Annotated in this window: 21 protein-coding genes; 7 read left to right on the top strand and 14 right to left on the bottom strand. The window is 68.5% G+C overall.

What is annotated here, in order from left to right; translation table 11 throughout:
• Positions 1-69 precede the first annotated feature (69 nt).
• Complete coding sequence (locus tag ACFQPB_RS01285) at positions 70-999, bottom strand: Tim44 domain-containing protein (RefSeq protein WP_382219143.1); 930 nt, start codon at positions 997-999, stop codon at positions 70-72.
• A gap of 140 nt (positions 1,000-1,139) precedes the next feature.
• On the opposite strand from ACFQPB_RS01285, the gene ACFQPB_RS01290 reads away from it, so the two are divergent.
• A complete protein-coding gene (locus tag ACFQPB_RS01290) occupies positions 1,140-1,898 on the top strand; it encodes a fumarylacetoacetate hydrolase family protein (RefSeq protein WP_382219144.1) in 759 nt (252 codons plus the stop codon).
• Between the two features lie 19 nt (positions 1,899-1,917).
• Here the strand turns inward: ACFQPB_RS01290 and ACFQPB_RS01295 are convergent, their stop codons facing one another.
• Together ACFQPB_RS01295 and ACFQPB_RS01300 are read right to left on the bottom strand one after the other, a co-directional pair.
• Positions 1,918-4,449, bottom strand: coding sequence for a cation-translocating P-type ATPase (locus ACFQPB_RS01295; RefSeq protein ID WP_382219146.1), 2,532 nt, complete (start codon positions 4,447-4,449; stop codon positions 1,918-1,920).
• Positions 4,446-6,848 carry a Lon protease family protein gene (locus ACFQPB_RS01300; RefSeq protein WP_382219148.1) on the bottom strand — a complete coding sequence of 801 codons (2,403 nt, stop codon included), beginning with the start codon at positions 6,846-6,848 and terminating at the stop codon, positions 4,446-4,448. Before ACFQPB_RS01300 ends, ACFQPB_RS01295 begins: the two co-directional genes overlap by 4 nt.
• A gap of 55 nt (positions 6,849-6,903) precedes the next feature.
• Between ACFQPB_RS01300 and ACFQPB_RS01305 the strand changes: the two genes are divergently transcribed.
• Positions 6,904-7,452, top strand: coding sequence for a lipocalin family protein (locus tag ACFQPB_RS01305; RefSeq protein WP_382202298.1), 549 nt, complete (start codon positions 6,904-6,906; stop codon positions 7,450-7,452).
• A gap of 18 nt (positions 7,453-7,470) precedes the next feature.
• Here ACFQPB_RS01305 and ACFQPB_RS01310 read toward each other — a convergent pair whose 3' ends face one another.
• The 8 genes from ACFQPB_RS01310 to ACFQPB_RS01345 form a co-directional block, all read right to left on the bottom strand.
• The gene (locus ACFQPB_RS01310) at positions 7,471-7,944 is read right to left on the bottom strand and encodes an acyl-CoA thioesterase (RefSeq protein ID WP_382219150.1); all 474 of its coding nucleotides are present in this window, start codon (positions 7,942-7,944) and stop codon (positions 7,471-7,473) included.
• 76 nt (positions 7,945-8,020) lie between these two features.
• The gene (locus tag ACFQPB_RS01315; protein WP_382219152.1) at positions 8,021-8,761 is read right to left on the bottom strand and encodes a Crp/Fnr family transcriptional regulator; all 741 of its coding nucleotides are present in this window, start codon (positions 8,759-8,761) and stop codon (positions 8,021-8,023) included.
• The gene (locus tag ACFQPB_RS01320) at positions 8,758-9,180 is read right to left on the bottom strand and encodes a rhodanese-like domain-containing protein (RefSeq protein ID WP_382219153.1); all 423 of its coding nucleotides are present in this window, start codon (positions 9,178-9,180) and stop codon (positions 8,758-8,760) included. The genes ACFQPB_RS01315 and ACFQPB_RS01320 overlap by 4 nt, the downstream gene beginning before the upstream one ends.
• A 7-nt stretch (positions 9,181-9,187) precedes the next feature.
• On the bottom strand, positions 9,188-10,198 hold the full coding sequence (locus tag ACFQPB_RS01325) for an SLAC1 anion channel family protein (protein ID WP_382219155.1): 1,011 nt from the start codon (positions 10,196-10,198) through the stop codon (positions 9,188-9,190).
• Between the two features lie 10 nt (positions 10,199-10,208).
• A complete protein-coding gene (locus ACFQPB_RS01330; RefSeq protein WP_382219157.1) occupies positions 10,209-11,561 on the bottom strand; it encodes a TolC family protein in 1,353 nt (450 codons plus the stop codon).
• Complete coding sequence (locus tag ACFQPB_RS01335; protein WP_382219159.1) at positions 11,558-11,767, bottom strand: YgaP family membrane protein; 210 nt, start codon at positions 11,765-11,767, stop codon at positions 11,558-11,560. Before ACFQPB_RS01335 ends, ACFQPB_RS01330 begins: the two co-directional genes overlap by 4 nt.
• 36 nt (positions 11,768-11,803) lie before the next feature.
• Positions 11,804-15,037: an efflux RND transporter permease subunit gene (locus tag ACFQPB_RS01340; RefSeq protein ID WP_382219161.1), complete on the bottom strand. Its 3,234-nt coding sequence runs from the start codon at positions 15,035-15,037 to the stop codon at positions 11,804-11,806.
• 14 nt (positions 15,038-15,051) lie between these two features.
• Positions 15,052-16,128, bottom strand: coding sequence for an efflux RND transporter periplasmic adaptor subunit (locus ACFQPB_RS01345; protein ID WP_382219163.1), 1,077 nt, complete (start codon positions 16,126-16,128; stop codon positions 15,052-15,054).
• A gap of 157 nt (positions 16,129-16,285) precedes the next feature.
• Between ACFQPB_RS01345 and ACFQPB_RS01350 the strand changes: the two genes are divergently transcribed.
• The 5 genes from ACFQPB_RS01350 to ACFQPB_RS01370 all read left to right on the top strand — a co-directional run bounded on the left by ACFQPB_RS01350 (position 16,286) and on the right by ACFQPB_RS01370 (position 20,368).
• A complete protein-coding gene (locus ACFQPB_RS01350) occupies positions 16,286-16,618 on the top strand; it encodes an ArsR/SmtB family transcription factor (protein ID WP_382202322.1) in 333 nt (110 codons plus the stop codon).
• Positions 16,619-16,650: 32 nt separating this feature from the next.
• On the top strand, positions 16,651-17,529 hold the full coding sequence (locus ACFQPB_RS01355) for an NUDIX hydrolase (RefSeq protein ID WP_382219165.1): 879 nt from the start codon (positions 16,651-16,653) through the stop codon (positions 17,527-17,529).
• A gap of 62 nt (positions 17,530-17,591) precedes the next feature.
• Positions 17,592-19,256 carry a response regulator gene (locus ACFQPB_RS01360; RefSeq protein ID WP_382219166.1) on the top strand — a complete coding sequence of 555 codons (1,665 nt, stop codon included), beginning with the start codon at positions 17,592-17,594 and terminating at the stop codon, positions 19,254-19,256.
• Positions 19,257-19,316: 60 nt separating this feature from the next.
• Positions 19,317-20,159: a DUF2189 domain-containing protein gene (locus tag ACFQPB_RS01365; RefSeq protein WP_382219168.1), complete on the top strand. Its 843-nt coding sequence runs from the start codon at positions 19,317-19,319 to the stop codon at positions 20,157-20,159.
• Complete coding sequence (locus tag ACFQPB_RS01370) at positions 20,159-20,368, top strand: DUF2788 domain-containing protein (protein WP_382219170.1); 210 nt, start codon at positions 20,159-20,161, stop codon at positions 20,366-20,368. Before ACFQPB_RS01365 ends, ACFQPB_RS01370 begins: the two co-directional genes overlap by 1 nt.
• Position 20,369: 1 nt before the next feature.
• Here the strand turns inward: ACFQPB_RS01370 and ACFQPB_RS01375 are convergent, their stop codons facing one another.
• The 3 genes from ACFQPB_RS01375 to ACFQPB_RS01385 are packed head-to-tail and all read right to left on the bottom strand — an operon-like array spanning position 20,370 to position 23,214.
• Entirely contained in the window at positions 20,370-21,134 is a 765-nt protein-coding gene (locus ACFQPB_RS01375) for a class II glutamine amidotransferase (RefSeq protein WP_382219172.1), read from the bottom strand.
• A gap of 5 nt (positions 21,135-21,139) precedes the next feature.
• Entirely contained in the window at positions 21,140-22,630 is a 1,491-nt protein-coding gene (locus ACFQPB_RS01380) for a DHA2 family efflux MFS transporter permease subunit (RefSeq protein WP_382219174.1), read from the bottom strand.
• A complete protein-coding gene (locus ACFQPB_RS01385; RefSeq protein WP_382219176.1) occupies positions 22,627-23,214 on the bottom strand; it encodes a DUF2799 domain-containing protein in 588 nt (195 codons plus the stop codon). Before ACFQPB_RS01385 ends, ACFQPB_RS01380 begins: the two co-directional genes overlap by 4 nt.

Below are 23,214 nucleotides of genomic sequence, written 5' to 3' on the forward strand. Positions count from 1 at the left end.
GGCCTACCGGTACGGGCCCCAGTATAGGCAAGGGCGCCCCGTTCGCCCTTGCTGCAGGTCAAGTGGCTGTCACTGCACCTGCTGGATACCAGCCAGCACCCAGCCGGCGTTGCCCTGGCGGGGCTTGGTCAGGTGCCAGACTTCGTCGAACGAGGTGGTCTGGGTGCTGTCCTCACGCAGCGTGCCGGTGAAGCGCACGCTCACCACGTAGCGCTGGTCGTCCTCGGCCACATCGGTCACGTCGGCTTCCACCGTCAGCACCTCGGTGGTCTGGGTGGCGCCAGCGCGCTCGCGCAGGTCCATCTGCAGTTCGGCAAACATTTCGGGCGTGGTGAAGCCGCGGATGTCGTCCAGGTTGCCGGCGTCGTTGGCGGCTTGCAGTCGGATGAACTGCACCTTGGCGTTGCGCACGAAGGCGGGCACGTCAAAGTCGGCCGGGATGCTGCGCGCGGGTTGTGCACCCAGGTTGGCACCGATCATGGAGCCGGTCGACGCCGAACCGCCCGCAGGCATGGCGGTGTCGAACGCGCGCGGGGCGGACGCACCGGGCTGGTTGCCCGCGCCCACGCCGGCGTAGGCCATGCCGTTCTGGCCACCCTGGGCGGCAGCGCGCTTGCGCATGATGAAGCCAATCACCGCGATGACGGCGAAGGCCAGCAGGCCCATCATCAGCATGGAGGCGAGTTCTTCGCCAAAGCCCAGGTGCGAAGCCAGGGCCGCAATGCCCAGACCCGCCGCGATGCCGGCCAGCGGGCCCATCCACGAACGCTTGGACGCGGCGGCGGCAGCGGTGGCGCCTGCGGCAGCACCCGCCGGGGCGGCAGCGGCAGCGGGCGTGCCCGGGGTTTGTGCCGGGGTGGCGGTGGGGGCCTTTTCGGTGGTGCCCTGGCGCTGCATGCCGGTGGACTTGCCGCCGCCAATGCGCTTGGCCTCGGCATCGCTCATGCCCACGGCCAGGCCCAGCGAGAGGACCAGGGCCAATGCGGAAAGGAATTTCATGGGGTCTCCTCAGATGGTGGTTGAAACAGGAGCAGGGTAGCGGAAGTGGGTTTGCGGAAAAACAAGATGATTACTGATCAATGTTCCTAAAAAACAGGATGAAATGGGGTTGAATCAAGTCGGGTAGGCTTGAGGGCACCATGACCCAACTTCCCGTGATCGACGCCTTGCTGCAGGCCCGCCGCAGCGCCACCCCCGCCGACGCCCTGCCGCTGGCGGCCAGTTTGTCCGAACCAGACCAGGCCTACGCCGTGCAGTTGGCCGTGATGGCACAACTCACCGGCCAGCCCGGCGTGCCCCGGCACTGGAAATCGGGCGGCCCCAGCCGCGACCTGCCCCTCACCCACGCCCCGCTGCCGCCCGATGGCGTGTGGACCAGCCCCGCCACGGCCGGCGACTGGCCCTTTCACCAGCGGGGCATTGAAATCGAAATCGCGCTGCGCCTTGGGGTGGCGGTGGACGCCGCGCAGGCGGCCAGCCTTCAGCCCGACGCGGTGGACCACCTGATCGACGCCATGGCCGTGTCCATCGAGGTGGTGGATTCGCGCTGGCAGCAGGCGTCGACCGCCGCGCCCTTGCTGCGGCTGGCCGATTTTCAATCGCACGGGGCGCTGGTGCTGGGCGACTGGGTGCCCTATGTTCGGCGCGACTGGGCGGCTCAGACCTGCAGGGTGACGGTGGGCACCCAGCCGCCATTGCAACGCCAGGGCAGCCATTCGCTGGGCGACCCGGCCTGGCTGTTGCCACAGTGGTTGCAACGTGCCTGCGCCCTCTATGGCGAGGTGCCGGCCGGTACCGTGGTCACCACCGGCACCTGGGTGGGCATCGTGCCGGCCCAGCGCGGCGACGCGGTGGTGGCGGTGTTTGATGGCATTGGCGAGGCCCGCGTGCGGCTCTGACGCCTGCAGCTGCGACGTGTCAGGCTGGCGTTTCCCAACGCCGCGTGACCGACCGCAACCCCCACAGCAGCGGCAGCACACCGGCGCCAACGGTCAGCGCGAGGCACAGGGTGGCCACATCGGGCAGGGCAAAGCCGAACAGCGTGCGCAATGCCGGCACGCCCAGCACCAGCGCCAGCATGGCCAGTGTGAGCAGCGCCGTCAGCAGCAAGGCGCGGTTGTGGCCACCGAAGGCGCCGCGCCAATGCGGCTGGCGCGTGCGGTTGGCCAGCACCAGGGCCAGGTTGGCCAACACCAGGGCCACAAACGCGGCGGCCCGGGCTTCGTCCACCGCCCAGGCGTGCCCGAGCAACACCCCATAGAAGCCGCCCACCCCCAGCAGCGCCACGCTGCCTTGCAGCAGGCTGGTGGCGATCAGCGCGGGCGCGAACAGCGGCGCGTCGGGCCGGCGCGGCGGTCGCAACATGAGGTCGTTTTCGGCTTCCTCGGCCTCGAACACGATGGAGCCCACCGGGTCGATCACGATTTCCAGGAAGGCGATGTGCATGGGCGTGAACAGCAGCGGCCAGCCCAGCACCAGGGGCACCAGTGTGAGGCCGGCGATGGGCACGTGCACGGCCAGCACAAAACGCATGGCCTTGCCCAGGTTGTCGAAAATGCGCCGGCCCAGGCGGATGGCCTGCACCAGTGTGCCGAAATTGTCGTCCAGCAGCACCAGCGAGGCCGATTCGCGCGCCACGTCGGTGCCGCGCCCGCCCATGGCAATGCCGATGTGGGCGGCGCGCAGCGAGGGCGCGTCGTTGACGCCATCGCCGGTCATGGCCACCACCTCGCCGTTGGCCTTGAGCGCCTCCACGATGCGCAGCTTGTGCTGTGGCGCCACCCGCGCAAACACCGCCGTCTGCGCCACCGCCTGGCGCAGGGCCGCGTCGTCCAGGGCCGCCACCTGGGCGCCCAGCAACAGGCCTTCGGTGCCGGTGATGCCCGCCTGCCGCGCAATGGCCTGGGCCGTGACCGGGTGGTCACCGGTGATCATCACCACGCGGATGCCGGCTTGTTGGCAGTCGCGCACCGCTTGGGGCACGTTGTCGCGCAGTGGGTCGGCCAGGGCCACCAGGCCCAGCGGCTGGAAGTCGAAGCCCTCGGGCGTGGCCGGCCAGTGGCCGGTGCCCCATTCGGCTCGTGCCACGCCCAGCACCCGCTGGCCTTGCGCCGCCAGCGCCTGCGCTTGAGCGAGCCAGAGGTCGGCTTGAGCGGGGGGCAGCCGGCACAACCGCGCCACGGTTTCGGGTGCGCCTTTGATGGCCACCGTGGTGTGGGGCGAACCCGGGGCTTGCCACACGTGGGTCATGGCCGGGCAGTCGGCGCTGAGGCCGTATTCGTGCACCAGCGTCCAGCCCTCGGGTGGGGCGGGCAGGTGCTGACTGCCCAGCGTGTGGAAGGCCCGCTCCATGGGGTCGAAGGGGTCGTTTTCGCTCGCCAGGATGCCGTGGCGCAGCAGGGCGTGGAAGGGCTCGGGCAGCGCGCCGTCGGTGGCGTCCCAGTGCTGAGGTCTGTCCTCGGACAGGCGCACGAGCCGTGCGATCGCCATGCGGTTGACGGTGAGCGTGCCGGTCTTGTCGGTGCACAACACCGTGGCCGAGCCCAGCGCCTCGATGGTGGAGGCGCGTCGCGTGAGCACGCGGTGGCTGGAGAGGCGGTACGCGCCCATGGCCATGAACACGGTCAGGATCAGCAGGAACTCCTGTGGCAGCATGGCCATGGCCATGGTGATGCCGGCCAGCGCCGCGCCCAACCAGTCGCCCAGGGCCCAGGCGTACAGCAAGCCCACCACCACACTCACCAACAGCCCCAACACCGAGAACCACCGCACCATGTGGCGTGTTTGCCGGTGCAGCGGCGTGGCCTCCACGGGCAGGGTGCCCAGCACCTTGCCGATGCGGCCGATGTCGCTGCGCACGCCGGTGGCGGTCACCTCGGCGCGGGCCTGGCCGGCCACCACCAGGGTGCCCGCGAACACCGTGCCGGCGGTGGCGCTGCCGGCCTGTTTGGCCACCGGCAGCGATTCGCCGCTGAGCAGGGATTCGTCCACCCGCAGGTCGTTGGACAGGATCAGCCGCGCGTCGGCGGGCACGCGGTCGCCCTCGGCCAGTTCGATGAGGTCGCCCACCACCAGCTCGGTGCCGGCCACGCGTTGCCGCTCGCCATCGCGCCACACCAGCGCGCGCGGGCTGGTCATGTCGTGCAAGGCCTCCAGCACGCGCTCGGTGCGGCGCTCCTGCACCAGCGTGATGCCAACGATGACCGCCAGGAACGCCAGCAACACCAGGGCCTCGGAGCGCTCGCCGAGCAGCAGGTAAATGCCCACGGCGGCGGCCAGCAACTGGAACATGGGTTCGCGCGCCACCTCCAGCGTGATGCGCCAGGTGGTGCGCTGCGGCGCGCGGGGCAGGGCGTTGGGGCCGTCGGTGCGCAGGCGTTCGGTGGCTTCGGTGCTGCTGAGGCCCGTGGGTGCCGGAGCCTGCGTTGGTGTGCTCGTGGGGTCGGTCATGTCTGCTTTGGTTGTGCCATGGCCTGGCAGGCGCGGCGGTAGGCCAGCAGCGTCTGTTCCGCGCGGCCCAGCACGCTGTCTGGTGGGTAGCTGCCGGCCTCGCGTGTGCCGCAGTCGGCGCCGGTCAGCAAGGCCAGGCCTTCGGCGGCCGTGTCGGCGGTGTGGATGTGGAAAGCGCCACGTGCCACGGCGACCACCACGCGTGCGTCCAGCATCAAGTGGCGGCGGTTGCGTGCCGGGATCAACACCCCTTGGTGCCCGGTCAGCCCAGCCCGTTCGCAGGCCTTGAACCAGCCCTCGATTTTTTCGTTGATACCGCCCACCGGCAGCACCTCGCCGTGTTGGTTGATGGCGCCCGTGATCGCGATGGCCTGGTCGATGGGCAGGTCCGAGAGGCTGGAGAGCAGCGCAAAAAACTCGGCACACGAGGCCGAGTCGCCCTCGACACCGCTGTACTCCTGCTCGAACACCACCGAGGCGTTGAGTGCCAGTGGGGCGATGTGCTCGAACAGCGATGCCAGGTGGCCATGCAGGATGAGCATGCCTTTGTCGTGGATGGGGCCGGAGAGCTTGACCTCGCGCTCGATGTTGACCAGGCCTTTGTCGCCAGCGTGGGTGCGGGCGCTCACCCGCACCGGGAAGCCAAAGGCGTGGTCACCCAGGTCGATCACCGTGAGGCCGTTGACCTGGCCCACAGTGTGGCCCTGCAGGCTCATGAGCCGGTCGCCGTCGGTGAGGGTGTCGAGCAGCCGTTCCTCCACCGCGTTGTGCCGGTGCACACGTGCCTGGCGGGCGGCGGCCACATCGCTGGCGTCCACCAGGTTGGCGCCGCGCTGGCGCGCCAGCATGGCGGCTTCCATGAGCAACACCTCGGTGTGGGCAAAGATGGCGCTCTGGCGGCGCTGGTCTTCGGCTTCGCGGTGGGCGTCTTCCAGCAGGGCCGCCACGGCTGCCGCGCTGAAGTGGGGCAAGCCCAGCCGGCGGCAGGTGTGGGCCACAAAAATGGCGGTGGCCTGGCGCGTGGCGGCTTCGGCGGCAAAGCTGTCGGCAAAGTCCACCTTGCAGCGGAAGCGGCGCGCGAATTCGGGGTCGCCTTCCTGCACCGCGTAGTAGTCCTCCACCGAGGCGATCAGCACCAGCTTGACGTCGGCGTCCACCGGCTCGGGCTCCAGCGACACGGTGGCCATGGGCGAAAAAATGGTGGTGGGCTCCTCGATCTGAAGCCGTCCGCTGCGCAAAAAGCGGCGCAGCTTCTCCCACACCGGTTCGTCGCTGAGCAGGTCGCGCAGGTGCAGCATCAAAAAGCCACCGTGGGCCTTGAGCAGGCTGCCGGCGCGGATGCGCGAAAAGTCGGTGCTCAGCACGTCTTCCTCGGCCTGGTACTCGATGCAGCCGAACAGCTGGCGGAACACCGGGTTGTCTTCCACCACCACCGGCGCGCCCTCACGGCCGTGGTTGTCCACCACCAGGTTGACGCGCAGGCGCGCCAGCACCTCGGCCAGTGCGGCCAGGCGCGTGGGCTCGTCATCTTCCATGGGCTGGAACAGCTCCAGGTTTTCCAGCACGTCGTGTTGCACCTGGTCGAGGTAGTGGCCCAGTTTCACGCTGTCCTTGATCTGCTTGCGCAGCTCGCTGCGCATGTCCTGCAGCTCGTGGTCCAGCATGGGCTTGATCATCTGGCGGCGCAGCGCGGCCAGGCCTTCGTTCATGACGCGCTCCATGGAGCGGTTGTTTTCCAGGAAGCGGCCAATGGCCTGCCGCAGTTCCTCTTCGGCGCGGTCGATTTCGCTGCGCTGCTCTTTGGGCAGCGCCAGGGCCTCGGCTTCGGTCAGCAAGGCGCCCTGGGCGTTGCGCAGCGAAAACACCATGTGGCCCTGATCGCGCATCAGACCAAAATGGCGCGCCTCGGCAAAGGCGCTGAGTTCGGCGTAGGCGTGCTCTTCCTGCGTTTTGTAGGCGCGCACCACACGCTCTTCCTCGGCCTTGAAGTCGGCCCCGGCCAGGCGCTTGGGGATGTCGGTCTGCAGTGTCTTGCTCAGGCGGGTCATGAGCTGGCGCAGCAGGCGCCCTTGCCCCGCGGGCATGCGCAAGGCGCGCGGGTGTTCGGGCGCGTCGAAGTTGTGCAGGTAGCACAGGTCGGGTGGCACCGGGCGCGTGGCCGCCACCGCCTCCATCATCTGTCGCATCAGGGTGGTGCGCCCGCTGCCCACATCGCCCAGCACAAACAGGTGGTAGTCGGGCAGGTCCATCTGCAGGCCAAAGCGGGCCGCCTGTTCGGCGCGCTCCTGGCCGATCCAGGGCAGGGGTTGATCGGCCAGGCCGCTGGTGTCGGCAAAACCCAGGGTCTCGGGCGCAATGCGCAGGCGCAGGTCGTTGGGGGCAAGTTGCTGCAGGCTCATGGGGCCATTGTGCGCCGCGCGGCGTCGAAGCCGTCGCTTGTCCGACAATGCCGCGATGACCCTGCGACTGCGCTGCAACGCTGCCTTTTTTGCTTTGTGCCTGTGCCTGGCTCCGGTGGCCTGGGCGGAATCGCCGCTGGCACCCATAGCCACGCTGGACGTGGCCCGCTACATGGGCACCTGGCACGAGGTGGCGCGTTACCCCAACGTGTTTCAGCGCCGCTGTGTGGCCGACACCAGCGCGCGTTACACCTTGCAAGCCAACGGCCGGGTGGAGGTGCTCAACCGTTGCCGCACGGCCGAGGGCGAGGTGATCGAGGCGCTGGGGGAAGCGCGCCAGTTGGGCGCTGCCGACTCGCCGCGGCTCAAGGTGCGTTTTGCGCCGGCCTGGTTGGGCTGGCTGCCGCTGGTGTGGGGCGATTACTGGGTCATCGACCTTGATGACGCGTACCAGCTCGTGGCGGTCAGCGAGCCGGGGCGCGATTACCTGTGGGTGCTCTCGCGCACGCCGCAGGTGGACGCTGCCGCCTACGAGGCGCTGTTGGGGCGCCTGGCCGCGCAGGGCTTTGATCTGAAGCGCCTGGAACGCTCGCCTTCCCGGTGAGTTCTGCCGCGCAGACGCCTAGCGGATGGCGGCGAAACGCTGTTCCATCTCGCGGCGCATGGTCTTGCGCAGTTCGGCGGCCGCGTGGCGGCGGCGCTCGTCGGGTGTGAAGGGCCGCAGCGGCGGCACGGCCTGGGGTTTGCCGCTGTCGTCCACCGCCACCATGGTGAAGAAGCAGCTGTTGACGTGCCGCGTTTCCTGCGTGCGGATGTTCTCGGCCAGCACCTTGATGCCAATTTCCATGGACGAGGTGCCGGTGTGGTTGACCGAGGCCAGGAAGGTGACGAGTTCGCCCACGTGGATAGGCTGGCGGAACACCACCTGGTCCACGCTGAGCGTGACCGAATAGGTGCCGGCGTAGCGGCTGGCGCAGGCGTAGGCCACCTGGTCGAGCAGCTTGAGCAGGCTGCCGCCGTGCACCTTGCCCGAAAAGTTGGCGGTGTCGGGGGTCATGAGCACCGTCATGCTCAGTTGGTGGGCGGGCAGTTCCATGGCGTGTGTCCTTCGCCGCCATTGTCGCCGTTGGCCGATGGGGCAGCGGGGTCGGAAACTACGGATGCAGGCTCCGTCAGGCCTCTTCGGCGGCCAACACACGCACCAGCATCTCGCGTTGTACCTGCACCGTGCGCAGGCCGGGCGTTTGCAGCACCCCTTCGCGCCGCAGGGCGCTGATCAGCCGGCTGGCGGTTTCCACCGACATGTCCAGCATGGCACCCATCTCATCGCGCGACGGCAGCCAGATCTCGCCCTGGGCGCTGGTGTAGTCGCACAGCTTGAGCAGCAGGCGCAACACGCGGCGGCGCGCCGGGCCGGTGGTCAGGTCCGTCACCCAGGTCTCGGCCGCGTCCAGCGCGTTTTGCCAGCGGCTCATGAGTTCGTGCAACAGGGCCGGTTCGCGCGCGCTCATCTCATGGAGCAAATGGCAGGGGATGCGGCACAGCTCGACCTCGGTGCAGGCCACCGCGTCGTCGCCGTGTGCCCGTTGCACCACGCTCTCCTGGCCAATCAGGTCGCCCGCGCCGGCCAGGCGCACGATGCGCCGGTCGCCACGTTCGGTGACGCGTTCGAAACGCACCACGCCGCTGCGCACGGTGTAGACCGCCGCGCCCTGTTCACCGCGCTGGTACACGGTGTCCCCAGGCGCCAGGGTCAGCGAGGCGATGTGGCTGTGGATCTGGTCCAGGCCGGCTTCGTCGAGGGCGCCGAACAAGGCCGAGCGCCGCACCTCGCACTGCGCACACACGCGGGCCTGCGGGTGGCTGTTGTCCTGCCGGTAAAGCGGGATGACCTGGGCGTGGGCGGGGCTCACTTCAGTGGCCCCTTGGCGGCGCCCGGCTTGACCATGGGCCAGCCACGCCGCGCCCATTCGCTCATGCCACCGTTGACGTACTGAACGTGGTGGTAGCCACGGTCTTTCAGCGCTTGCTGCACCGCACGCGAGCGGTTTTGGGTGTTGCAGATCAGCAGCACCGGGCGGCTGCTGTCTTTGGGGATTTCGTTCAGGCGCGCGGCCAGCTGACGCATGGGCAGCAGCTGCGCGCCGGCGGCCACGCCGGTGGCGTGTTCGTCGGGCTCGCGGATGTCGATCAGCGTCACCTTGCCGGCCTCAAAGGCAGCGCGGGCGGCCTCCAGCGACACAGCGGGCGCGCCCAGCGCCAGCGCCGGCCATGACACCGTCCACCCGCAGGTGGCCAGCCAAGTGAAAACGGAGCGGCGGGTGGGCATCATGGGCGGCTCAGGCGGAGGTGGGCACCATGGCCGCAGGCGTCGGCTCGGCCACCAGCAGGCTGCCGCGACGCAGGCCTTGCACCGTGCCCAGCACCAGGGCGGCGATGACGATGGAGGTGAGCGCCAGCACCACCACGCCGAGGTGGGCGAAGGCGGGGGCGGCGTTTTCCGACAGGCGCAGCGTGAGCGCCGTGAAGGCCGCCAGCGGAAAGGACAGACCCCAGAAGGCGATGGAGAAGGGCTGGGCCACCACCCGTTTGAACAGCGTGGCCGACCAGCACAGGAAAAACAGGCCCAGGCCCCACAAGGCCCAGCCCAGCAAGGGGGGCGCACCCAGCTGCAGCACGCCCAGGCCGATCACCGACGGCGGCGCGACGGTGATGAAGGTGGCCGCCAGCATGCGGTCGGGCCACAGGCCGATCTGCCCCAGGCGGACCGCCAGCAGCATGAGCGTGACCGGCCACAAGACCACGCCCACACCGAACTGGGCGGCCGACCATTCGGGTTGGCCCAGCGCCACACCGGCCAGGGGCGTGAGCACGTTGCCGACGATGGGGATGAACAGCACCGGCGTGATGCCGGCCCAGACAAAGCCGCCCTCGCGGTTGCCTTTGAGCCAGCGCGCCATCACCCACACGGTGACGGCAAACTGCGCCACCGCACCCAGCATCCACACCGCCAGCGCCAGCCGGGAGGGGCCGGTCAGGGTGGTGGCCACGGTGGCCAGCAGCACCACGGACGCGGGGATGGCCGCCACAAAGGCGTGTCGAATCGGATGGCGCAGGTCCTCCACCACCGCCTCGGGGTGGCGCTGCAGACGCAGCAGCGACAGGCCCCCCAGCACCACAAACACCGCCAGCGCGAGCGCACCCACCGCGAGCGCGATGGCGCCGGCCAGTTCGCCCAGGCTGGGCACCGCCCGCGACCAGGCCAGCGACAGACCACACAGCCCCATGGCGATGGCAAACCAGCCGGGCACGAGGAACTTGAGCGGGGTGGGCGAGGGGGTGGCGGTCATGGGCGAGGTTTCAGTGCGTTGAGAGGCTGGTGTCGTCGAGTGCGCCGGCCAGTTGCCGCAGGCGCAACTGGTCCAGCGCCACGGCGCTGCGCCATTGTGTCAGCGCCAGTTCGGCCGCGCTGGCGTCGCTTTCGGCGTTGAGCAGTTCCAGCGTGGTGCGGTGGCCCACCTGGCGGCCCAGGCGGGTGGCGTCCAGACGCGCCAGGCTGGCTTCGCGCGCCGCCAGCAGCGCGGCACCCCGAGCTTCTGCAGCTTGCAGGCGCAGCCACAAGGCGCGTGTCTGCTGGGCCACTTGCTGCTCGGCGCGGTCCAGCTCGGCCTGGGCTTGTTGCAGTTGACCGGCCAGCTCCAGGGCGCGGGCAGCGCGCTGCCCGCCGGTGTAGATCGGCACGTTGACTTGGATGCCCGCCATGTATTGCGTGCCACTCATGGCAGAACTGCCCAGCGCACCGGTGCCCGGCCCGCTGCCACTGAGGTGGTCGCGGCCGGCTTGGGCCACCAGGTCCACCGTGGTGCCCGCGCCGCGTTCGGCCTTGGCCAGTTCCTGCTGTGCATTGGCCACGGCCAGGGCCTGTTGGCGCAGTTGCGGGTTTTGCGCGCGGGCGCGTTCCAGCCAGGCCGCCAGGTCGCCGGCCAGCGTGGTTGCTGCGTTGGGCAGGGCCATGTCGGCCATCGCTGCGTCGTTCCAGCCGGTGCTGTCGGCCAGGGCGCGGCGCGCCACCTGTTGGTCGACTTCGGCGGCCAGCACCTGGGCACGCAGGGCTTCGGCGCGGGCGCGGGCTTCATGGCTGTCGGTGATGGGCTGGTCGCCGAGCTTGAAGCGGTCCTGTGCCTCCACCAGTGCCTTGTCCACCGACACCTGCTGCTGTTTGAGCAGTTGCAGGTGCGCCGCCGCCAGGGCGACGGCGTGGTAGCGCTCGGCGGTCTTGAGCATCAGTTGCTGCTCGGTGGCGGCCCATTGCAGATCACCGGCGTCGCCCGCGAGTGCGAGCTGGCGGGCTTGTGCCGTGCGCTCGGGGCTGTAGAGCGGCAGGCGTGCGCCCACGCTCCAGCGGTAGCCGGCGCCGGCGTCGACCGCGCTGCGGAAGGACGCGCCGTCCACCTGACCAAAGCCGGGCGCCGAGAAGCTGGCGCCACCCATGCGGTTGTCCGCGCCCATGAGGCCAGCGCTGGCGCTGGCACCCACGGTGGGGTTCCACAGCGCACGGGCTTGCTGGCGGCGTGCGTCGCCGGTCTGGCGCGCGGCCTGGGCCACGGCCATGTCGGGGTCGTGCTGGCGGGCGGCCTGCCAGGCGGCTTGCAGCGTGCCAGCGGTGGCCAGGCTGCCCCAGGCCATCAGCACCGCAGCGACAAGCGTTTTCATGCCCCGCGCTTCAGGCCGAGTTTGGCCAGGATGGACTCCATCAGGCACCACTTGGTGAGGCCGCTTTGCAGCAGGTTGACACCCACAAATGCGGTGAAGGCCAGGAACCACTGGTTCACGAAGATGGGGCTGCCGGGAATGCCCAGGGCCAGGGACAGCAGGATGAAGGCGCCTGCGACGACACGAACGGTTTGCCAGGTGGTCATGAGAGTGCTCCTAAAAAAGCGGTTGAAAAATCGAAGTCAGGCCAGGGCCGGTGCCGCGTGTTGCTTGCGGTAGGCCGCGTAGTACAGCGTGGGAATCACCACCAGGGTGAGCACGGTGGAGACGAAGATGCCGAAGATCAGCGAGATCGCCAGGCCGTTGAAAATCGGGTCGTCCAGGATGAAGAAGGCGCCGGCCATGGCGGCCAGGCCGGTCAGCATGATGGGCTGGGCGCGGGTGATGGCCGACTGCACGATGGCGGCCTTGAAGGGCACACCCTCGCGCACTTGCAGGTGGATGAAGTCCACGAGCAGGATGGAGTTGCGCACGATGATGCCGGCCAACGCGATCATCCCGATCATGCTGGTGGCGGTGTACTGCGCGCCCAGCAGCGCGTGGCCCGGCATCACGCCGATGATGGTCAGCGGGATGGGCGCCATGATGATCAGCGGCGTGAGGTAGCTGCCAAACTGCGCCACCACCAGCAGGTAGATCAGCACCAGGCCCACGGCGTAGGCGGCACCCATGTCGCGGAAGGTTTCATACGTCACCTGCCATTCGCCGTCCCACTTGAGGGCGTAGCCGCGCCAGGGGTCGGACGGCTGGCTGATGAAGAACTCCTCCAGCTGGCCGCCGTCGGGGGTCTGGATGGCGTTGATTTCGCTGCGCATCTGGAACATGCCGTACAGCGGGCTGTCGATCTGGCCGGCCATGTCGGCCACAACGAAGTTCACCGGCAGCAAGTCCTTGTGGTAGATCGGTTGCTCGCGTTCGCTGTCGCTCACGGTCACCAGTTCGCGGATGGGCACGGGCTGGCCCGAAGACGCGCGCACGCTCAGTTGCAGCAAGGCGTCGAGGTCGCCGTGGCGCTCGGGGGGCAACTGGATGTAGGCCGAGACGGGGTATTTGCTGCCCTCGTGCAGGTGGGTCACGGCTTCGCCGGTGAGGCCGGCGCGCAGCGTGCTCACGATGGCGGCCTGGGGCACGCCCAGCAAGCCGGCCTTGCGGCGGTCCACCACCAGCAGCTGGCGCGGCGCGCTGGCGATGCTGCTGTCGTCCACGTCCACCACGTTGGCGGTTTTTTCGAACACGGCGCGCACGGCTTTCGCCACCTCGCGTCGGCCGTCGGCCTCCGGGCCATAAATTTCGGCCACGATGGGCGAGAGCACGGGCGGGCCGGGCGGCACTTCCACCACCTTCACGTTGGCGCCAAAACGCGCACCGATTTTTTGCAGCGCAGGCCGCACGCGGGTGGCGATGGCGTGGCTCTGGTCTTTGCGCTGGGCCTTGTCCACCAAGTTGACCTGGATGTCGCCCACATGCCCACCGGCGCGCAGGTAGTACTGGCGCACCAGCCCGTTGAAGTTGATGGGCGCTGCGGTGCCGGCGTAGGTCTGGTAGTCGGTCACCTCGGGCTGCTGCGCCAGGTGGGCGCCCAGTTCGCGCAGCACGGCGGCGGTTTTTTCCACCGGTGTGCCCGCGGGCATGTCCACCACCACCTGGAACTCCGACTTGTTGTCGAAGGGCAGCATCTTGAGCAGCACCAGGCCGGAGGCGGGCAGCGCCACCGACAGGGCGATGAGCAAGGCCACACCCAGGCCCAGCAGCTTGCGGTTGCGGCCACCGCGCTGGTCGTCGAGCAGGGGCTGGAACACACGTTCGAACAGGGGCGCGAGCTTGGCGCTGATGCCGCTGTGGGTGGGGGGGCCATCCGCGTGTTCACCGCCCGGGTGGGCCTTCATCCACAGCCGCGCCAGCCAGGGCGTGACCACAAAGGCAATGGCCAGCGACAACAGCATGCCCATGCTGGCGTTGATGGGGATGGGGCTCATATAAGGGCCCATCAGGCCGCTCACGAAGGCCATGGGCAGCAGCGCGGCGATCACGGTCAGCGTGGCCAGGATGGTGGGGCCACCCACCTCGTCCACCGCGCCGGGGATGATCTCGGCCAGCGTTTTGCCGGGGAACAGCTGCTGGTGGCGGTGGATGTTTTCCACCACCACGATGGCGTCGTCCACCAGGATGCCGATGGAGAAGATGAGCGCAAACAGCGACACCCGGTTGAGCGTGAACCCCCAGGCCCAGGAGGCGAACAGCGTGACCGTGAGCGTGAGGATGACGGCCGCACCCACGATGGCGGCCTCGCGTTTGCCCAGGGCGATGAACACCAGCGCCACCACCGAGGCGGTGGCGAACAGCAGCTTCTTGATGAGTTGCTGCGCCTTGTCGTTGGCGGTGGCGCCGTAGTTGCGCGTTTCGGCCACCTGCACGTTGTCCGGGATGACGGTGTTGCGCAACGCGTCCACACGCTGCATCACCGCGTTGGCCACGTCGATGGCGTTTTCGCCCGGCTTTTTGGTGATGGCCAGCGTGACGGCCGTGTGTTCGGTGCCGCCTTGGGCTTGTGCCGTGCCGTGCCACACGTAGCTGCTGGCGGGCAGCGGGCCGTCGCTGACCTCGGCCACGTCTTTCAGGAACACCGGCTTGCCGCCGCGCACGCTCACCACCAGCTCGGCCACGTCACGCGCGTTGGCCAGGTAGGGGCCGGCTTCGATGGCCACGCTCTGGTTGGCGCCCAGCAGCTCGCCCACGGGCAGGCCCAGGTTGGCCGATTGCAGGGCCTGGCGCAACTCATGCACCGTCACACCCGTGCCGTTCATGCGCGCCGGGTCGATGGCCACCCGCACCACGCGGCCAGGGCCACCGATGGTCACCACCTCGCGGGTGCCGGGCACACGCTTGATCTCGGTCTCGATGCTGTGCGCCACACGTTCCAAGTCAAAGGCCGTGGTGTCGGCGTCCTGGCTGAAGAGCGTGAGGCTGACGATGGGCACGTCGTCGATGCCTTTGGGCTTGATGATGGGGTCGAGCACGCCCAGGTTGCGTGGCAGCCAATCGGCGTTGGCGCGTATGGTGTCGTGCAGGCGCACCAGGGCTTCGGTGCGCGGCACGCCCACCTCGAACTGCACCGTCAGCACCGCCAAACCGGGGTGCGACACCGACATGATGTGTTCCACGCCAGCGATCTGCGACAACACCTGTTCGCCCGGTGTGGCCACCATCGCCTCCACGTCGCGCACCGAAGCACCGGGGAAGGGCACGATGACGTTGGCCATGGTCACGTTGATTTGTGGCTCTTCTTCACGTGGCGTGACCAGCACCGCGAAGATGCCCAGCAGCAGTGCCACCAGCGCCAACAGCGGCGTGATCTGCGCGCTCTGGAACAGGCCGGCGATGCGGCCCGAGATGCCCATGCGTTCGGGGGTGTTCATGGTGTGTCCTCGGCTCAGCGGGCTGCTGCCGGCGTGGTGGCGCGGGCCGCGGCCTGCGCATCGGTGGCCACCGGTTCACCGGCGCTCACGCCGCTGAGCACTTCCACCTGTGTGCCGCTGGGTGCGCCCAGGCGCACCTGGCGCAGCCGTGCGGTGCCTTTGTCGTCCAGCACATAGACGCCGGTCATCTCGCCCCGGCGCACCAGGGCGCTGGCCGGCACCCACAGGCTGGGTTGGGGTGTGCCAACCCCTGGCTGCGCGGCCGGCAGCCACACCCGGGCGAACATGCCGGGCACGATGCCACGCAGGTTGTCGGGCAAAGACACCCGCAACTGGGCCGTGTGGGTGGCCGCATCCACCGTGGGCAGCAGTTGCACCTGGGTGGCCGCCTGCGGGCCGTTGAGCGTGGGCAGGCCGGGAATTTCGAAACGCACGCCCTGGGGGCTTTGGCCCAGGTCGTTCAGCAGGGTCTGGGGCACGGCGGCCGTCACGCGCAGCGCGCTGGGGTCGTGCAGGGTGATCAGCGGGCGGCCCGGCATGGCCATGTCGCCCAGCGTCACCGGCACCTCGCTCACCACGCCAGCGTAGGGCGCGTTGAGCACAAAAAAGCCCGACTGCGTTTGTGCCGCGCGAGTTTGTGCCTGCAGCGCGTTGACCTGCGCCTGGGCGGCGCGGTACTGGGCCTGTGCGCGGTCGAGCGCGCCCTGGCTGATGTAGTTCTTGGCAAACAGCTGCTGCTGGCGTTCGTATTCGGTGGCGGCCACGTTCAGCGAAGCCTGTGCGGCCTCGACCTGGGCGGCGCTGCCGGCCACGTTTTGCTGCGCTGCGCGGGCGTCGATGCGCAGCAATTCCTGCCCGGCCTTGACCGTGTCGCCCGCCTTGACGCGCAGCGTCACGATGGCCCCCGGCACCTGGGCCGACAACGTGGTCTGGCGCACCGCCTCGACCACGGCGTTGAGCGATACAGCGGCGCCAGCACCGCCCTGGGTGGTCACAGGGGTGGTGGCCAGGCCGTTGGACAGGACGGGGCCGGCGGCCAGCAGGCTGGCCAGGCCCAGCAGCAGCGACAGGGCGGTGGTGTGTGTGTACATGGGGTGCTCCGGGGACGGGTGGTCGCCAAAAAATCCGAACATCAATATTTAATTGATTGATTAATTGCGCAATGATACAATGAAACCCCAGCCGCTTGCAAGGCATTGAAAGCCACCCATGACCCCCACCCCCCCCACCCCCGAGTGCACGCCCGACATGGCGCACCTGCCGCCCGAGGCGATTGGTGAAGTGGCAACTTACTTTCAGGCCTTGTCAGAACCTACGCGCTTGCACATCCTCAACTGGTTGCGCCAGGGCGAACGCAACGTGGGCGAGCTGGCCCAGCTGTGTGGCTTCACCGCCGCCAACATCTCGCGCCACCTGGCGGTGCTGATGCAACAAGGCCTGGTGGCCCGCGAGGGGCGCGGCACCAGCGTGTACTACCGCATCGCCGACGAATCCGTCTATGCCTTGTGTGATCTGGTGTGTGGCAACATCGCGCGCCGCCTGGACCGCGCGGTGGCCAGCCGCAAGGCTTTCGGCGGCTGAGCGGGGCGCCGATCCCGCGCCACAATCGGGCCATGGCCCTCGACATCCACCTCACCGCCCTGGACGGCGCGCCGCTGCCGTCCGCCACCGTCATGTTGCTGCGCGATGCCCCGGCCGGGCTGGAGGTGCTGATGATGCGCCGCCACGGCGACTCGGCCGAGCTGGGCGGTGTCTACGTGTTCCCCGGTGGCAAGCTGGACCCGACCGATCTGGGCGCCGCCGCCCAGCACCTGGACCGCGAGGCCGAACACCTGCGGGCCGAGTTGGCCGAGCCCGACACACCCGTGGACACCGCTGTGGGCCTGTACCTCGCGGCGCTGCGCGAAACGCTGGAAGAGTGTGGCGTGTTGCCTGGGGCCCAGTTGGATGCGGCGGGTTTGGTCGCCATGCGCCACCGCCTGGCCGAAGGCCGATCGCTGATGGACGCCTTGGCCGCGCAGGGGCTGCGTGCCCCCACCGCCAGCCTGGTGCCCTGGTCGCGCTGGATCACACCGCGTCTGGCCTCGGTCACGCGCAAGCGTTTCGACACCCGTTTTTTTGTCGCCCGTGCGCCGGCCGATCAGGACGCACAACACGACGACCACGAGGCCACGGAGGCCGTCTGGCTGACGCCGCATGAGGCGCTGCAACGCTATTGGGACGGAGCGATTGACCTGGCGCCGCCGCAGATCATGAGCCTGTCGCAACTGGCCCGCCACACGCAGGTCGATGGCTTGCTGGAGGCCGCGCGTCAGGCGGGGCCAGCGCTGGTCCAGCCCGAACCCCACGACCACGAGGGTGTGCGCGTGATCTGTTACCCCGGCGACGTGCGCCACAGCGTGCGCGAGCCTGTATGGGACGGCCCCACACGGTTGCTGCATCGCAACGGGCGCTTTGAGCCCGAAGGTGGCCTGGCCGCCCTCTTGCCTTAGGCGCTGGCGGCGGCGGTTGTGCTGGCGCCCGCCGGTGGTTACATTGGGCGCAAGCTTTTCCCATGAGCAAACTGAAAAACGATCTGCGCGACGGCTCGGCCCTGGTGGTTGATGGCAACCCCGTGTCGCGTTCCATCCTGGTGTCGCAACTGCGTGACCTGGGGTTGCGCCAGGTCTTGCAGGCCTCGCGCATTGCCGATGCGCGTCGCCAGCTGGAATTTCGCAGCTTCGATGTGGTGATCTGCGAGCAGCATTTTCCCAACGACAACGTCACCGGCCAGGACCTGCTGGACGACCTGCGCCGCAGCGGCCTGCTCCCCTTTGCCACCATCTTCATCATGGCCACCGGCGAGGCCTCGTACGCCAAGGTGGCCGAGGCCGCCGAGTCGGCGCTGGATGCCTACCTGCTCAAACCCTACACCGCGGCCCAGCTGGATGCCCGCCTGCACCAGGCCCGGCGCCGCAAGGTGTCGCTGCAAGCCATCTTCGCGGCCGTCGAAAAACAGGCCTTCGAACAAGCGGCCGACCTGTGTCTGGAGCGTTTCGAGCAACGCGGCGAGTTCTGGCTCTACGCCGCGCGGGTGGGGGCGGAGCTGTTGTTGCGGTTGGAACGTTTTGCCGACGCCCAGAAGCTGTACGAGGCGGTGATCGCAGCCAAAACCCTGCCCTGGGCCCGCTTGGGGGTGGCGCGTGCGCAGATCGAAGCCGGCCAGGTGACACAGGCCGGCACCACGCTGGAGGGCCTGATCAACGCCGAGCCCGGCTACGCCGATGCCTACGATGTGATGGGCCGGGCGCAGATCGAGATGGGCCAATTCGAGAGCGCCATGGTGTCGTACAAGATGGCGGCCGACATGACGCCGGCGTCTATCGGGCGCTTGCAGCGCCTGGGGATGCTGGCCCACTACTGTGGCGACCCCAAGATGGCCGAGGAGATGCTCAGCCGTGCGGTGCGCCTGGGGCTGGACTCGAAGATGTTTGACGCGCAGTCGCTGGTGTTGCTGGCCTTCATGCGCCTGGCCAACAACGACAAAAAGGGCTTGCAACGTTGCCTGGACGACGCCCGCAACATGGCCGACCGCTTCGACAAGTCGGTGCGCCTGCGCCGGCTCACCCAAGTCATCGACATCCTGATGCAAATGCTGGAGCACCAGACCGCGCGGGTGCTGGAGTTGGTGCGCGCCATGATCGCCAGTGTGGGCGACGACAGCTTCGACTTCGAGGCCGCCTGCAACCTGCTCACCTTGCTGTCGCAGATGGCGCAGCGCGCCATCCAGCTCGACGAGGTGGACAGCGCGGTGCAACGCATCGGCCTGCGGTTTTGCACCTCCAAGGCGCTGACCGAACTGCTGGCCAAGGCGGCGGTGGCCCACCCGCCCTACGCCGAGCGGCTGGGCGACACCCTGACACAGGTGCTGCACATGATTGAAAAAGCCATGCGCCAGAGCCTGGCAGGCAACCCGCGTGCGGCGGTGCTGGAGTTGCGGGACGATGCCCTGAACACCCAGAACGCCAAGGTCATCGAGTCGGCCTGGGGTGTGCTCAAACGCTACGAGGCACGCATCGATGACGCGCCCGCGCTGGCCACCGAAATCCAGGCCTTGCGGGTGCGCTACGCCTCGTTTGCGTCGCGCCCGGTCATCGGTGACAAGAACCTGCGCCAGTCGGGCGGGGTGAGCCTGCGTGTGATGGACATCGCTGACAGCGAACCCGCGCCCGTGCCGTGACCCGACACGTCAGGTCGATTGACTACACTCGACCCGATCCCTCGTCCCCTCGTTTTGTCCATGCCCACATCGCCCGCACACGCCGATCTGCCCCCCGTGCACCAGGTCGCCATGACCCGTCCCCTGGCCTGGTTGGCGCTGGGCTGGCGCGACATGTGGCGTTGTGGTCCGCTCAGCCTGTTGCATGGCGTGGCGATGATGGGTTTTGGCGCCCTGATCGCGTGGTTCGCGCACGACCAGTTCTGGTGGCTGGCCGGTGCTTTCTCGGGTTTCATGGTGGTGGCGCCGGTGCTGGCCACCAGCCTGTACGGGCTGAGCCGTGCCATCGAACGGGGTGAACCGGCCGACCTGGCTTTGGTGCAGCGCACCTGGCTCAACTGGCAGCGCAGCCACCGCAACAAATGGGGCAACGATTACTGGTGTCTGGTGCAGTTTGGCAGCCTGCTAGGCGCATCTGCCACCGGCTGGGTGCTCACCTCGGCAGCGCTCATCACCTTGCTGGCGCCCGTGCCCATCCTCAGCCCGGTGGACTTTTTGCGCCACGTGGTGCTGGCCGATGGTGGCTGGCTGTTCGAGTTCTGGCTGGTGCTCGGCGGCGTCATGGCGGCGCCGATTTTTGCGTCCAGCGTGGTCGCCATCCCACTGTTGCTTGACCGCCGCGTGAGCCTGCGTGTGGCGGTATTGACGAGCTGGCGCTGTGTGACCGACAACCCGGTGTGCATGGCCGCCTGGGCCGCACTCATCATGTTGCTGGTGACGTTTGGCCTGGCCACGCTGCTGCTGGGCCTGGTGGTGGTGATGCCGGTGCTGGGCCACGCGAGCTGGCATGCCTACCGCGACCTGGTGGATGTGAGTGGCCTGCCCGAGCGCAACGCGCTCACCGACGTTGCGGAGGGCCGCTGATGTTCGGCTACACCGAAGCGGAGATCGCCGGGTTTGGCCTCACGTTCGGCGTGGGTGCCTTCATGCTCTACATGCTGTTCATCATCGGGCAGCTGGCATGGGAGTCCAAGGCGGGCAAGTTCGGCACCTTTGTGTTGTTCCTGGGCCTGGCCTTTGGCATGGTGGGTTTTGCCGCCAAGTTTGTCATCCAGTGGCTGCTGGAAAAATAACTCAAGCCTGCGGCAAGCCGTCCACAAACACCTTCAACTCGCCGGGTTCGAACGCGGCCCATTGTTCGTTGGTGGTCAGCGGCGTGGTCACCACCACGGCCGCCCGGTCGCCGGGTTGGTTGAGTTCGGCGAAGTTCACCGTCCAGTCGTGGTCCACCAGCGTGGCCTGTGCAAACGGGTGTTGGCGCACCAGGTAGTGCAGCTTGGTGGAGCAGTGGGCCCACAGCGCCTCGCCGTTGGACAACAAAAAATTGAAGGTGCCGAACTGGGCCACTTGGGGCACCAGCTCGCGCAGCGTGAGGGTGAGTTCGGCCACGCTGGGTGTGCCCGCGTGCGATTTGGCCAGCTCCTGCATCAGCCAGCAAAAAGCCCGTTCGCTGTCGGTGCTGCCCACGGGCAGGTAGTGGGTGTGCAGGCGCGGAAAGTAGTCCTTGAGGTCGCCGTTGTGGGCAAACACCCAGTGCCGGCCCCAGAGTTCACGCACAAAGGGGTGGGCGTTTTCCAGGCTCACCTCACCGACGGTGGCCTTGCGCACGTGGGCGATGATGTTTTTGCTCTTGAGCGGGTAGGTCTGCAGGAAGGCGGCCATGCGCGAGTTGGCCGCGCTTTCGTGGTCCACAAAGTGGCGCAGCCCACGCCCTTCAAAAAAGGCGATGCCCCAGCCGTCGGCGTGTTCGCCGGTGTTGCCGCCGCGCTGGCAGAAACCGGTGAAGCTGAAGCTGGCGTCGGTGGGGGTGGCGCAGTTGAGTCCGAGCAGTTGGCACATGGTTGTTATGTTGTCCCTGGGGTGTGTGGTGTGGTGGGGCGCAGTTTCCAGGCCGCCAGCATAGCGAGTGTGCACACACCCGCCAACATCAGGAACACCTCGTTGAAGGCGGCCAGCCGGTCGGCGCCGTGGGCGGTGTCGTGCAAGGCCACACCGTGGGCCGAGAGCCGCCATTGCAGCGCCACGCCACACAGGCTCACGCCCGCCGCGCCGCCCAGCATGCGCACAAAACTCACGGTGCTGGAGCCCTGCGAGATCGTGTCGTGGGGCATGCCACGCATGGCGCCCAGGTTGAGCGAAGGCAGGATGAAGCCCAGGCCAATGCGGCCGAGCACCGACCACGCGGTCATCCAGATCAGCGGGGTGTTTTCCTTGAGTGTCACCATCAGCGCGAAGGAGGCGGCCAGCAACAGCAACCCGCCGCTGACCAGCCGGTGCGCGGGCTGGTGGTCGGCCAGGTGGCCCACGGCGGGGATGGTCAGCGCCAACACGATGCCGGCCGGCAGCAGGATGGTGCCCACCAGCGCGGGGGCCAACTGGTGCCCCACCTGCATGTAGACCGGCAACAGGTAGGTGGAGCCGAACAGGGCCGCGCCGTAGGTGAGCGACACCAGGCAGCCCATGGCGAACTGGCGGTGCTGGAACAGCTTCAGGTCCATCAGCGGGCGCACGGCGCCCACGGTGTGGTTCCGCCCCAGCCGGCGCTGCCAGGCCAGGAAACCCAGCACCAGCGCGGCGGCTGCGCCCAGCAGCGGCAGGCTCTGGTGGCCACCCTTGTCGTTCAGCGCCACCAGCCCATTGAGCAGGCACACCGTGCCCAGCGTGGCCAGCAGCAGGCCCAGCCAGTCCAGGCGGGTGTTGTCCTGGCCGGCCGCCACACCGCCCGGCGCGCCCGTGGGCACATAGCGGCGGGCCAGCCACAGCGAGGCCAGGCAGAAGGGCACGACCATGAAGAAGATGGAACGCCAGCCAAAAAAGTCCACCAACAGGCCGCCCACGCTGGGGCCCAGCGCCGGTGCCAGCACCACCCCAGTGCCAAACAGCCCGCTGGCGCGGCCTTGCTCGTGGGGTGCGAAGGCGCGCAGGATGATGATGGCCGCGATGGGCTGCACCACGCCGGCGGCCAGGCCTTCGGCCACCCGCGCGATGAGAACCCAGGTGTAGTCGTTGGACAGGCCGCCCAGCAGGCCACCCGCCATCAACAGCCACATGCAGCCGGCGTACACGGCGCGGTAGCCAAAACGCGAGAGCAGCCAGGGCGTGGTCAGCATGGAAGCCGTCATGGCCGCCATGAAGCCAGAGGTGACCCATTGCGCGCGGTCTTGCCCGAGGGTGAAGTGGCGGCTCATGTCGGGGATGGCGACGTTCACGATGGTGGACGACATCACCGAGGCGATGGTGCCCACCATCACCGCCATCAATAGCAGCCAGCGGTAGCGCGGGCCGTGCTGGGCCTGCAAGGCGGCCAGCGAGCCGGGGTCGGCGGGCCCGCTCATCGGGGCGGCATGCCCGGACGCCAGTCCTGGGTGAGGCGGTCCACCCGGCGCTCTTGGTCGTGCAGGTCGTTGCGCAGGCGCTCGCGGCGGCGGTCCAGCTCGCGGATGGTCTGGCGCAGCCGCTGGCGTTCGCGGTCGTCGATGTCGCGTTGGCGCAGGCGGCGCTCGTGCTGGTCGATCTCATTGTTCACGCTGTCCATGGCCGAGCGGATGCGCGAGACCTCGTAGGCGGCCGCGTGCCATTGGCGGAAGTGGGCGTCGATGGCGGGTGGGCACACGCCCTGGTAGCCCTGGCCGGCGCGGCCAACGCGCAGGGCGTTGTCCAGCCTGCAGTAGTGTTGCAGGCCTTCGGAACGGCCCAGCCAGTAGCGGTCGGCGTTGGGGGTGATGCCGTGTTCGGCACAGGCCTTGCGGTGCTCGTCCAGCCGGCCCGTGCCATACCCGCGCTCGCCGTCGCTGCGGCCGATCTGCCGCCAGTCGGCGGCTTTGCATTCGTCGGCGTCCAGTGTGGCGCAGCTGGCCAGCAGCAGGCCACTTGCCAGCAGCGCGCACGCCACGCGCAGGGAGGGTGTGTTCAGAGCCAT

The organism is Hydrogenophaga atypica (genome assembly GCF_042665215.1).
GTDB lineage: Bacteria > Pseudomonadota > Gammaproteobacteria > Burkholderiales > Burkholderiaceae_C > Hydrogenophaga > Hydrogenophaga defluvii_A.